The sequence below is a fragment of the Mesobacillus maritimus genome, assembly GCF_023715205.1.
GTDB lineage: Bacteria > Bacillota > Bacilli > Bacillales > Cytobacillaceae > Mesobacillus_B > Mesobacillus_B maritimus_C.
Genome location: NZ_JAMBNR010000001.1, coordinates 226,278 through 238,919, shown reverse-complemented (window position 1 = coordinate 238,919; position 12,642 = coordinate 226,278). Strand labels below are relative to the sequence as shown.

11 protein-coding genes are annotated in these 12,642 nt (G+C 37.0%); 6 read left to right on the top strand and 5 right to left on the bottom strand.

What is annotated here, in order from left to right; all coding sequences use genetic code 11:
• Positions 1 to 15: 15 nt before the first annotated feature.
• The gene (locus M3182_RS01175) at positions 16 to 1,206 is read right to left on the bottom strand and encodes an FxLYD domain-containing protein (RefSeq protein ID WP_285866574.1); all 1,191 of its coding nucleotides are present in this window, start codon (positions 1,204 to 1,206) and stop codon (positions 16 to 18) included.
• A gap of 294 nt (positions 1,207 to 1,500) precedes the next feature.
• On the opposite strand from M3182_RS01175, the gene M3182_RS01170 reads away from it, so the two are divergent.
• On the top strand, positions 1,501 to 1,929 hold the full coding sequence (locus tag M3182_RS01170; protein ID WP_251429398.1) for a hypothetical protein: 429 nt from the start codon (positions 1,501 to 1,503) through the stop codon (positions 1,927 to 1,929).
• 335 nt (positions 1,930 to 2,264) lie between these two features.
• Here the strand turns inward: M3182_RS01170 and M3182_RS01165 are convergent, their stop codons facing one another.
• A complete protein-coding gene (locus tag M3182_RS01165; protein ID WP_251555846.1) occupies positions 2,265 to 3,173 on the bottom strand; it encodes a glycosyltransferase in 909 nt (302 codons plus the stop codon).
• Positions 3,174 to 3,499: 326 nt separating this feature from the next.
• Here M3182_RS01165 and M3182_RS01160 point away from each other — a divergent pair, with 326 nt between their 5' ends.
• Entirely contained in the window at positions 3,500 to 4,360 is an 861-nt protein-coding gene (locus M3182_RS01160) for a mechanosensitive ion channel family protein (protein WP_251429403.1), read from the top strand.
• A 215-nt stretch (positions 4,361 to 4,575) separates the two neighbouring features.
• On the opposite strand, the gene M3182_RS01155 is transcribed toward M3182_RS01160, so the two are convergent.
• Positions 4,576 to 5,760 (bottom strand): MFS transporter, encoded by a 1,185-nt coding sequence (locus tag M3182_RS01155; RefSeq protein WP_251555845.1) that lies wholly within the window; start codon positions 5,758 to 5,760, stop codon positions 4,576 to 4,578.
• A 601-nt stretch (positions 5,761 to 6,361) separates the two neighbouring features.
• Between M3182_RS01155 and dacB the strand changes: the two genes are divergently transcribed.
• The 3 genes from dacB to M3182_RS01140 all read left to right on the top strand — a co-directional run bounded on the left by dacB (position 6,362) and on the right by M3182_RS01140 (position 9,474).
• A complete protein-coding gene (dacB, locus tag M3182_RS01150; RefSeq protein ID WP_285866728.1) occupies positions 6,362 to 7,792 on the top strand; it encodes a D-alanyl-D-alanine carboxypeptidase/D-alanyl-D-alanine endopeptidase in 1,431 nt (476 codons plus the stop codon).
• A gap of 290 nt (positions 7,793 to 8,082) precedes the next feature.
• Complete coding sequence (locus tag M3182_RS01145) at positions 8,083 to 9,009, top strand: alpha/beta hydrolase (protein WP_251555840.1); 927 nt, start codon at positions 8,083 to 8,085, stop codon at positions 9,007 to 9,009.
• A 192-nt stretch (positions 9,010 to 9,201) separates the two neighbouring features.
• Positions 9,202 to 9,474: a DUF4282 domain-containing protein gene (locus tag M3182_RS01140; protein WP_251429416.1), complete on the top strand. Its 273-nt coding sequence runs from the start codon at positions 9,202 to 9,204 to the stop codon at positions 9,472 to 9,474.
• 119 nt (positions 9,475 to 9,593) lie between these two features.
• Here the strand turns inward: M3182_RS01140 and M3182_RS01135 are convergent, their stop codons facing one another.
• Complete coding sequence (locus M3182_RS01135) at positions 9,594 to 10,259, bottom strand: DUF3889 domain-containing protein (RefSeq protein ID WP_251429419.1); 666 nt, start codon at positions 10,257 to 10,259, stop codon at positions 9,594 to 9,596.
• Between the two features lie 79 nt (positions 10,260 to 10,338).
• Positions 10,339 to 11,721: a class II fumarate hydratase gene (locus tag M3182_RS01130; protein WP_251555838.1), complete on the bottom strand. Its 1,383-nt coding sequence runs from the start codon at positions 11,719 to 11,721 to the stop codon at positions 10,339 to 10,341.
• Positions 11,722 to 12,125: 404 nt separating this feature from the next.
• Here M3182_RS01130 and M3182_RS01125 point away from each other — a divergent pair, with 404 nt between their 5' ends.
• Entirely contained in the window at positions 12,126 to 12,617 is a 492-nt protein-coding gene (locus M3182_RS01125) for an ABC1 kinase family protein (protein WP_251555837.1), read from the top strand.
• The last annotated feature ends 25 nt before the right edge of the window (positions 12,618 to 12,642 follow it).

Sequence of the window (12,642 nt, the reverse complement as noted above, 5' to 3'; positions counted from 1 at the left end):
TTTTGTAACTCTCCTTTAATTTAGATACCAGGTGATGTTATCAATTTCAACGGTGACATCTTGATAAGCCCCAAAATAAGTGTCCTCAAATGTTCCTGATTCACCTGGAGCGAGTTCAAACGGATAGACGGTTACTTCGCCTTTGTCCAAGATTTCCTTATTTTCGTCAAAGATTGTGTAGGAAATCGTAATGGAATTGATCCCTTTAGTTGCTGTGTTTTTAACTGTACCTTTGAGATATATATCACCGTATTCATCTACTTCAACAATAAAATCTGTAACCTCAACGGCAGCCGTACGGTTTTTTAAATCTTCTTGTTCGGCTGCTTTTAAGGCTTGTTCAATACGTTGTTGTTCAGCAAGCTCAAATGCTTCCTTTTCCTGCTGAACACGAGTTTTAAGTGACAATAACTTCTCGTCATTCACCGCATATTGAAGGCCTTTATCAATGGTTATAAAGGCGTTTGAGAATTGCTTATTGCTTAATTCTGTTTCAGCTTTATCGGTGCTAAGTTGTACAATTTTATTTAGGATTTGCTCTCTCGTAGCAGTTGCAGCTTCTCTCGGGAGCGAAGCTAAAATAGTTAATTTATTAGCTAGTTCATCGATGGTATTTAAGTTATTAAGCTCTTGTTTAATGGAGCCAACTGTAATGCTAATGTTTTTCTCTTGGAGTTGCTCGTTAAATGGCTGATAAATGGGCCCATGTTTTCTAGTTAACTCGTCCTTTAAACTAGCAAGCTCTTTTGATGCGCGATTAAAGTGTGATTTTTTAATATCATTACTAATGTTCTTAATCCGTTGTTGGTATTGAATGGCATCATTAATTGCCTCTAAATCAGTTTCTAGTACCATGAATCCTGGACGTTGTTCAAGTGCTTCAGAACCGTATTTTTTGGCTTCCTTAAAGTTCCCATCCAATGCAGCTTGATCTGCTAATCTTTTAAGTTCAAGTGTTTCTTCGTTTATATTGGATTCTTTTACATAGTAGAAAGTTAATCCTGTGGAAACGAGTAATAGGCTAATAAATGGAAGGAGGAGTGGCAGTAAACTCACTACTTTGTTCTTCCGGTTTGTTTCTAAGGCAGCAGCGAGCTCACCTTGATTATTCGCGCTAATCAATTCCTCGTGATCCAGTTTTGTCCCACATTGAGAACAAAAAAGGGAGTTTTTCATAACCTTCTCCCCGCAATGGTGGCAATACATTCCCCTATTCCCCCTTGAATAATTCTCTAATTAGACATTTTAACATAGATTACTAGACGAAATGCGCAGAAATTATTTCCCATAAAAAGGAAGGTGCCAGGCACCATCCATATATTGGTTATCGTGTTAAGCAACAAGTAATGGTTATTATGTTGATATAGGTGTTTTTAGGCACATGCCTATAGAGAAATCTAAGAAAATAAACAAAACAGGGCAGGTGTCCAATACAAATTTAATCTTTAAGAATAGGATACTATCGTATTCTTTAAAGATTAAATGGAGGGAATGCTCATTATGTATGGACAACAACCAGTTTTTATGGTGTCTAGAGATGGAAAAATCGGAGCATTAGGTGCTGGTTTAATTGGAGCTGGAATTGGTTATTTAGGAAGTGAAATATTAGGTAGTCAAGGTCCTGGGTTTGGGGGTAGCTACGGGGTACCGGGGTTCGGGCCGCATCCTGGTGGTGGTTATGGTACTCCAAGTTTTGGGCCGCATCCTGGTGGTGGTTATGGTACTTCAGGTTTCGGGCCGCATCCTGGTGGTGGTTATGGTACTCCAGGTTTTGGGCCGCATCCTGGTGGTGGTTATGGTACTCCAGGCTTTGGACCGTATACTGGCGGTGGCTATGGGACTCCTGGATTCGGACCACAATATGGAGGAAGTTACGGTGAACCAACATATGGTCCTTATTTCGGCGGAGGATATGGGAGTGGCAGATAATTGATCATAAAACAAATCTATAGTTAGAGTGTCTGAGGGCTGAAAGAAGAAATAAAATAAAAAAAGCACATGGTAGATACTTTAATTAGCCATGTGCTATCCTTTTAGCTAACTTTTTTATAAGTTGGGATACATTTTTATCTATGATAATTACAAAGAGTTTAAGGTATTATTGTGCCTCTTTTTTTGGAGTAGGTTTCTATAACTTCTACTCAGTGGTTTCTAGTTATCATAATTGTTCGTTGGTTCTAAAACCTGTTGATAAATTTTTAGTAGATGATTTACTTCCTTTGAATTTGAATGGTGATTATTAATAAATTTTTTTGCCGCAGAGCCTAGTTCATTTCTTTTTTTGTCCTGTCTATGATAGCCTCTGCATATACGATAAACTCACTTAGATTTTTATAAACAAAACCTGTTTTTTCATGTTCAACTAAACTAAGGTTTCCATCATTGTGAGACACGAGAACAGGCAAGCCATAAGCCATTCCTTCCATGATTGCAGTAGATTGACCTTCCGTATAGGAAGTATTTAGTAAGCTATCGGCAATTTTATAAACCGAACCCATATCTTGATGGGGGACTTCCCCGATGTATCGAACCCACTTGTTTTTATGGACAAGGTCACGAACAAGTTTTCCTTCTAATTTATCAAGTTCTGGACCTACTAACAACAATCGAATATAGGGATATTTGTTATGAACAATTTTTAATGCTTCAATCGCAAAAGGGACATTTTTAACTGGACGAATTCCAGCCGGAAGGACGAATAAAAAAGTGTTTTCTTCTTTTTGAATAGGGGAGCTTCTATTGTCATCAAAATCGTTAATATCCTGTTCAATGACAAATATCTTATTTTGAATTTGAGGCACCTCTTTCAGAATAACCTTTTTTGCATGCTGATTAAAAACGTGAACTGCTTTTGCCTCTATTAAGGATTGGATGCCTTTAGCCCTTTTTTGATCATTAAATAAATCATAGTTAAAATCAGTTCCAGTTAAAGTAACGACATAATTGTGTAAATTTGTTGTAAGATTCTCTTTAAATTTAAAAAATTGATAGGCATTAAATCCATGAATGATATCTCCTTTAGGGAGAAAAGTAGGATTTTCTTCGACATTTTCAGAAATGGATACAATCTCAGTTTCCACGCCATAGGCTGCTAATTTACTAGAAATCCGTTGAACAGTAATTGTATTGCCACGCTGTTGATGGTAATTGGGGGTAACTAAAACAACTTTCATTATTGTACACCTAAGTAAATGTATTCACTCTACAGATTGAGATGAGTGTCTTTTTATCTTAGCAAAATTCACTACATAAAACCATGGATCATGTATATGGGAATGATGATCTCTATTTCCGGGGAAAGGAGATAGTTCGACACAGAAGACTATTTATGATAAAATATGCAATTACAAAAATTGTTTTCGACAAAATCAGACAAACTCTTAAACAATATTCGGAATTTCTCTTGAATAAGAGTTTAATGACGACTTTTAGAGGGAACAAAATTGTATACTAATTATTTTTTTATGCTTGGAATGAGGTAGAAAGGAAGGTAATTTTATTGGATTTTGGAAATTTTGACTGGGAAGCTTTGTTAGTTAGTGCGGGGATCATTTTGCTAAAAGTGATTGCAATCTTTATCGCGTTTTCAATTGTTAAAGCAATTGGCAATAAAGTTTTAGAACGAACTTTTAATAAACTGATGAAACGCGATGATATTTCGGAAGGTCGTGCTTTAACGCTTCAAAGATTAGCTGAAAATATTTTAGCCTATGTACTAATCTTTATCCTAGTTGCTTCATTATTTAGTATATTTGGTTTATCGGTAGCAAGTCTGATTGCTGGGGCCGGGATTGTTGGTTTAGCCATTGGTTTTGGTGCGCAAGGCCTTGTCAGTGATGTTGTCACTGGTTTCTTCTTATTATTGGAGAAACAAATAGATGTGAATGATTATGTAACTATTGGTCCTGTTGATGGGGTTGTTGAGTCAGTAGGATTGCGAACAACGCAGCTTCGTGGCTTTGACGGGACATTACATTATATTCCCAATCGTGAAATTACAAGTGTAAGTAATCATTCACGTGGAAACATGAGAGCGTTAGTGGATATCGGAATATCCTATAATGATAACATTGACCATGCGATAGAAGTCATGCAACGTGCGTGTGATCTTGTAGCAGCTCAGAACCCTGTTGTAGTAGAAGGACCAAATGTAATTGGTGTACAAGCATTCGGTTCATCAGAAGTGATCCTACGAGTAATCGCCAAAACGCAAAATGGTGAACAGTTTGCACTTGAAAGAGAACTAAGAAAATCAATTAAAGAAGCCTTCGATAAAAATGGCATTGAAATACCCTTCCCTCATCAAGTTCTTATTCAAAAGAACGATGAAAATCAAGGAAATTCTTTTGGGCAGGCTTAAATTGTAGCTGAAGGAGAAAGAGACCATCTAATTTTAAACTGCACCCCAAACGTTAGAGTTGAAACCAACCGTTTGGGGTGTTTTTTTTTTTGTAATCTTGACGATTGATTTTGGTAAAAAGCCAATTCGTGCATTTTACAAAGTGTTTTAGGTTAAGTAGGAGCTAATCATAATAAAGACCATCCTAACTTAAACTTTAGGATGGTCTGTTTATACTATAACTCTATTTGTTTTTTTATTCTTGCCATCTCATTTTGGTTACTTAATGGTTTACGAATTGAAATAACTGCAGTAAAAAGCGCAATGATAACGATAAATCCTCCAACAATTGGGTTTTGTTCAATAGATGAAGATTCAACGACAATTCCACCAATTAAAGAACCAACAGCAATCCCTAAATGTAGAGAGGAGTTACTTAAACTTTGTTGAATATCAGAAGTCGAAGGTGTTGTTTCAATAAGATAAGTTTGCATTGCAGGTGAAACTAACCAACTGAGCATTCCCCAAACCATCAACCCCACTAAAAAGACCACCATTAAGTTTGTTGTTATTGGAAGAATGAGTAGGACGACTCCTAATCCGATAATGGAGAATAAAATGGACCGTTTCGAGCCAAATAAATCGGCCAGTGTCCCTCCAAGTCCACCACCAGCAACTGCCGCTATTCCAAATAGGAAGTACACGACACTTATCCATGTGGTTTCCATTCCAGTTGCAGTTTGTAAATAAGGCTTTAAGTAGGCATATAAAACCGTATGGCCAGTCATATATAAAAATGTTGTAATATGAGCAAATGATATTTTTTGACTTTTTAATGTGGCAAGTTGTTGGCGAAGCGGAACACCTGGCTTTGGAGCAACTTGATCCATGAGAAAATAAACCCCGATGATGGATAGAATTGTTAAGATTGTAATAAGTAAAAAGGGAGCTCTCCACCCAAAAGTATTTCCAAGTAATATACCAATCGGGACTCCTAGTACAAGTGACGCACTAACACCCATTGAAACGATTCCGATTGCACGTCCTCGGTATTTTGATTCAACCAAACTTGGAGCCATCACAAGGCATAGAATAATCAGCAATGCACCACTTAACGCTGTCACCACACGACCAGTAAAAAGAACGGCGTAGTTCGGGGCAATGACTGTAATCATATTTCCAAATAAAAAAATCACCAAGGAAACAAGCGTTAACTTTTTCCTTTCTATTTTTGAAGTCATTAATAATAACACTGGTGAAGCAATCGCAAAAATTAATGAAAATATGGTAATTAAATACCCCGCTTGACCAAGTGAGACATTCAAATCTTCCGCAATCAGATCTAAAATCCCACTAATGATGAGTTCGACCATTCCGATTACGAATGAAACAATCATTAAAAAATAAACACGCTTATTCATTTTTGACTTACTTCCTTTCTATGAAGCTACGTTAACAATAGTAACCTTCATATAGGAAGAAAAACAAGAAAAAGTTAAAAACTAAATTTGGTTAAGAAAATGATGAAAATAGATTTCAATAAAAATAGTACGTTTTTTAATATAAAATCGATTAGTGGCGGGAAGCTTCATATTGCACGCTTTTTTTAAAGGCTGTTTACGTAAAGTTAGTTGTTAAAATCCTAAAGCCGATTTAAACGAGAAATAAGCCTTTAGTTGCGCTACTCTTTAGTCTATAGGCTCTTTTCTCATCTTGTAAACAAATTTGGAATAGAATCATAGCCAAATCATCCAATATTAATTAGCAACATTGTTTGAAAAAGAACCTTTTGAAAAAAGGTTTTCTCTGTAAGATAAAACACTGCTTAGAGCAATTATTGGTCTATAGCAAAGGAAGCAACTTTTGAAGTAAATCGTTTATCAGGGCTTGACGAGAACATTTTGTAGTAGAAGCGTGTATACAGGTAATGCTATTTAGTAAAAAAGAAGGTTGGAAGTGAATGGATTGGATAGTCTAAACAAATGCTTTTTAAACAAATTTGTTTTTTCCGTATTAGTAGCAATGATTTTAATATCATGTCCGGCAACAAAATCTTTCGCTGGTGGATTTGATGAAACTTTTCAAAAAGACATACAAAAATACATACAAGAAGAACCTATATTAAAAGGAGCTTTAACGGGTATTAGTATTCGTTCTGCACGTAATGGAGAGGTTTTATTTGAATATAATGGCGATGTTCGCATGAGACCTGCATCCAACTTAAAGTTGTTAACAACTGCAGTTTCTTTATCAATATTTGGGGAGGATTATCGATTTAAAACAGAAGTAAGAATTAAAGGGGAAAAATCCGGAACTTTCTTAGATGGGAATCTTTATTTAAAAGGGTATGGAGATCCAACACTTTTAAAAGAAAATCTTAGTCAATTAGCGAAAGACGTTAGGAAATCAGGAATTACTAATATTGAAGGTGACCTTATCGCTGACGATAGTTGGTTTGACGATATTCGTTTATCAAAGGATTTAGTATGGAGCGATGAAAGTGCCTATTATGGGGCACAAATTTCAGCCCTTACTGTCTCCCCAGATGATGATTATGATACTGGTACCGTTTTAGTTACGATTTCTTCAGGGAATCGGGTTGGTGAACCTGCAAAAATACAAGTATCGAATAAAACGAAGAATTTAAAAATCATTAATCAGGTGGTAACGGTATCTCCAGATAGCGAGAAAGAACTTTTCATCGGCAGAGAACATGGTACAAATACAATCATCATAAAGGGGCTTCTACCATTAGGAGTAACTGCAGAAAAAGAGTGGGTAGCGATTTGGGAGCCTACACAATATGTTCTTGAGTTGTTCAGGGAAGAATTAGTTAAACAAGGAATTAACATTTCAGGTACATCGAAGATAGGAAAGGTACCTAAGGATTCAAACATCCTAACCAACCATTTTTCAGCACCATTATCTGAAATACTCCTTCCGTTTTTGAAATTGAGTAATAATGGTCATGGGGAAATGTTGGTAAAGCAATTGGGGAGAGTGAAAAAAGGAGAGGGGAGTTGGGAAAAGGGGATTGAAGTAATGTATGAACAACTACCAAAATTAGGTGTTGATGTAAAATCATTAATGATTAGGGATGGTTCTGGTATCTCTCATGTCAACCTAATCCCAGCCAATGAGCTTTCTAGCCTTTTATTTCATATCCAACAAGAAAAATGGTTTCCTGTTTTTTTAGAATCTTTACCTGTTGCTGGTTACAAAGAAAAAATGATCGGTGGAACATTAAGAGATAGGATGGGCACACTAAATATAAAAGCGAAAACGGGAACGCTTACAACCGTTAGCTCACTGTGTGGTTATTTAAAAACAGAACAAGGTGAAACTGTTATATTTTCTATTCTATTAAATAATTTGCTTGATGAGGAAAAAGGAAAGCAAATCGAGGATGAAATTGTTGAAATAGTTTCTCAACATGTAAATGGAAGTCGTTAAAAAGGCAGAATAATTATAAACCAAATAACTGGTAAAAAGTATTCATTTGATGCATTCGAATGAATGCTTTTTATTTTGCATTTGAAATGAGTATTTTGGTTTTATTTACAATACAGTGGGAAACATTGGATTTATGCGAGAAGAGCAAAAAGAGAATGGGATTAATTAAGGATTATTTTTGAATATTAACAAAAGAAAGAATTCAAATTTTCCTCCTTGAAGGTTTCCTAGTAAAATAAAAGTGTCAAGGATTTAAATACGCTTATCAATGTAGGGAGGGGGAGGTTCATTTGCCAAGCTTGCGAAGTAAAATTTTAAAGAGAGGAATAAAAATTGCGGTCAAACGTTTAAAAGGATTGAAAGAGATTGATGTTGGAGAAAGAAGGCGCAGGATCGATGAAATAGCAAATAGATGGTCAAAACTTCCGGCTGATTGCAACGTAGAGAAGGTGTATATTGGTGGTTTATATGCCGAATGGCTTACAACAGAACAGAATTCAACAGATGAAAAGGTTATTCTTTATCTCCATGGTGGAGCCTATGGATATTGTTCAGCTAACACGCATCGTTCGTTGGCTGCAAGGATTATGAAATCATCTGGGGTCAAGGTCCTCTTACCTGAATATCGTTTAGCCCCAGAGCACCCATTTCCGGCTGCAATTGAAGATACAATTATGGTGTATCAATGGTTATTGGATCAAGGCTACGATGCTTGTAATATCTTATTTGCAGGGGATTCAGCGGGTGGAGGACTGAGTGTTGCATCCACACTTTATCTTAGAAATCTTGGTTATCAGCTTCCTGGAGGAGTCATTTGTCTTTCTCCATGGGTCGATTTAACTAGTAGTGGAGACAGTTACCGAAGGAACAAACTTAAAGATCCCTATTTAAATGTAGAAGGAACTAGAGCGGCGGCCCTAGCATATGCAGGAAAATACCCGCTTGATCACGAACTTATTTCTCCGGTTTTTGCTGATTTAACTGGGTTTCCTCCTTTGTTCATTCAAGTAGGAAGTATTGAAATCTTGCGTAGTGATGCCGAATTGCTTGCAAAAAAAGCACATGATGATGGTGTTTCTGTCGAAATGAAGGTTTGGAAAGGAATGTGGCATGTATGGCAGGCAAGCGGGAAAATGTTGGAATCTAGACTTGCCATTAAAGAAATAGGTAAATTTGTAAAGAAAATTACTTCACCGAAAAACCGGAATGGATCATAAACGAAAGTTAAAGGGCCAATATGCTAGATAGCAAGAACATTGCTATCTAGTTTTTTATTCCCATATTTCTGGATGGTGTCTGGCACCATCCAGAAATTCCCTAATATCCAATTTGCGGTCGGTTAGAAAACCGTCATATAACAATTTGATTTTCATACTTTAAAAGGAGGGCATAGAGAGGAGAGTTTGATAATGAAAGAATTTTTACAGTTTGACAAGATGATTACACCATCCATTATTAAATTTGTCTTTTGGATTGGAGCTGCTCTTTCGGTCTTATTTGGGATTATTCAAATTTTTGCAGGTGCAGCGAGTCCTTACGGTGGGGGAGCTCAAGTCATTTCCGGTTTGTTTACAATGGTCTTGGGACCGTTTATCATGCGAATTTATTGTGAATTATTAATTGTTTTCTTCAAAATCCAAGAAACACTTCAAGAAATCAACAATAAAACCCCACGAGAGTAAACTAAGGTTAAGCGTAGTCTTTAACTACAAGATCGCTGTAGAAGAGAACCTGCCTTACGGATGAGAATATATGGAAGAAAAAGGATGGTGCCAGGCACCATCCTTTTTCTTCCAACTTTTTACACCTCAAAAATATCAAATGAAATGACGCGCTTGGTAGTCGGATTGTAAATGACATTTCCTCTGACCTTTAACATACCTTGTGCGTTGTGCAGATTAAATTCATAAGTGCGTTTCGTTTGTGTGGCAGACATATTTGTTGATTCAATAAAACGGTAGTCGGTAACCCGATAACCTGGATAGGCTGCTTGCGTGACTTCTAGTAAATATTTTCCCCATTCTTCCTCCTCAACCTCTGGTGAAGAGACGATTTCGATATTTATTACACCAACACTGGGGTCTGCCCCTAAAGCTGTAAATGCCCTACGATGCAGGTTTAATTTAGTTGCAGGATAATTAGGAACCCGGTCTACAACCTTCACTAAGATTTCACGTTGTGTAGGAGAGTCTAGGTTTCGGATTTTGAGAATTTGTCCGCATTGATAAGGAGTATTTGTCCCAACTGCCGCTGTCATGTACTCGTTAGTCGACCACGGAGTCCCACATTGCGTAACCTGTCCGCCATCTGTCCAGGTCGCTTGCCCTTTTGTTGGTTGTTGTCGAATAGACGGAAGCATTGGCATGTGATTAGGATGAGGGTAGCCGCCAAATCGTGCTCCTTGAAAACCCGGATAAGGTTGGTGGCGAAAGTTTACATTTGAGAAGTAACCGTAATTGTTAAACATTTTTTCCTCCAGTAAGAAAGGTTTTTAATATTTTATGAAGGAATCAGCTTGGCAGGTGACAGATCATTGAATTAAGGCATTATATCATGCTCCTAGGATCGAGTAATTTTTCATATTCAGCTGTGAACATCCCTTTTTCTTGCAGGATTTGTTTAATAGTCTTATTTTGTTCATCTGCTTGTTTACCAATCTGCGAAGCCATGTCGTATCCAATTTTGGGACTTAAGGCAGTGACTAATGCTAAACTATCTTCCAAAAATCTCGTACAAGTTTCCTGATTTACGCCAATCCCGCTAATACACTTTGTGACAAGAGTCGACACCGCATTCGAGAGGATTTGAAGTGATTGGAGCAAAGTGTGTGCAATTAAAGGCATCATTACATTTATTTCTAACTGCCCTGATAGTCCAGCAGTAGAAAGCGCTGCTTCGTTCCCGATGACTTGGCAACAAACCATATGAGTCATTTCTAAGATGGCGGGATTTACTTTTCCGGGCATAATCGTTGAACCAGCTTGCACAGATGGAAGTGTGATTTCTGCCAACCCAGTTCTAGGACCAGAACTAAGAAGCCTGAGGTCGCTCGTAATTTTAATTAAATGAACAGCAGATTCTTTCAATGCTAACATTGTGCGAATGGCTGCGCTTGTGTTTTGCGTAAAATAAAACAAATTTTCAGGAGCCCGAAAAGGGCGGTTTGTCCGTTTCACTACTTCCTGTATAACTTTTGATGGATATTTTTGGTCAACATTCATTTTGGTTCCAATCGCGCTCCCACCTAAACCTATTTCATATAAAGCATTTAAGCATTTTTCTATTTGTTGAGCTGATGCGCGGACCGTTTCTGCATAACCTGAGAACTCTTGTCCTAATCGGATAGGAACAGCATCATGTAAATGAGTACGTCCTGACTTCAAAATAGGCATAAATTCTTCTGCTTTCTTTTCTAATTCTACTTGTAGATTACAAAGGGCAGGAAGTAATTTCTCCGTAATCATTTCTACTGCAGAAATGTTTATTGCCGCCGGAAAAGTATCGTTGGTAGATTGAGACATATTGACATGATCATTTGGATGAACACGGTTTGTACTTGACAGCCTTCCTAAAATTTCAGACGCCCTATTTCCGATAATCTCGTTGGCATTCATATTTTGGGAAGTGCCTGCTCCTGCTTGATAGACATCAACAACAAAATGTTCATCCCATTTCCCTTCAATTACTTCCTCAGAAGCTTGAATTATGGCTTTACCAATATCAGTCGGTAGTTTTCCTAATTCCATGTTTACGGTAGCGGCGGCTGCTTTAATAATTCCTTGTGCTTTTATAAACCCTCTTGGCAGAACTGTACCACTAATCTGAAAATTATTTACCGCTCGTTGAGTTTGTGATCCGTAATAAACCTGGGCAGGAACCGTGATTTTTCCAATAGAATCATATTCCGTACGATATTGTTTAGAATTCATGTTACTCTCCTTTTATAGAAGTAATGATTGTTTACCTGGTATTGTTTCCATTTGGTTCTGTCATAAACCGTTGGTCTCGTAGTAGACATTTCTAACTAACTCCAATCTGATTATGAATGAAAGGTTTTTCGAATGAGTGAATTCAAGGCATAAAATGTTTTTGCCTATCCTCCTCGTGTTAATAAAAGGTAGAGGTATGTGAAAATAGAAACAATTCATTAATTTGTTGTCCAGATTTTTGTTTAAACCGAGTCTGCAATTGAAATTTTTAGACTTCAGAAAAAATAAGACTGTCAATTAATATTAGAGAAATATACTTAATGTCAATTATTTGTCCTTTTGTTAAGTCTTTAGCAATTTGGCAGAGTGATATAATAAGGGAAAAATAGCGAATAGGTAATGGTATGCTTACCAAGCGAATTCGTCAATTAAACCGTTATCGTGAAATTGTATCCATAATCGCGAAATATGGTTACGGTTATGTAATTGAAGACATTGGTCTTCACCACTTACTAAATTATCAAGAAAGAATGTCGCATGAATTTAGAGCGAGCAAAGAATATGGAAACCCTATTCGTTGTCTATTAGAAGAGCTTGGTCCAACGTTTATAAAAATGGGACAAATAGTAAGTATTCGCAGTGATTATTTACCTACTGATGTGATAGTAGAATTAGAAAAATTACAGGATCATGTGCCCCCAGTATCCATAGAGGAAGTCAGAGCAATCATTGAAAAGGAATTGGATCAACCTATTGAGGATCTATTTGCTACCTTTAGTGAAACTTGTATGGCTGCGGCCTCCATCGGTCAAGTTCATTCGGCACAATTAAAAACTGGTGAGACGGTAGTAGTCAAAGTACAGCGTCCAGGAATTCAAAAAGTCATTTATAACTGACCTTGAAATTCTCAAAGACTTAGCT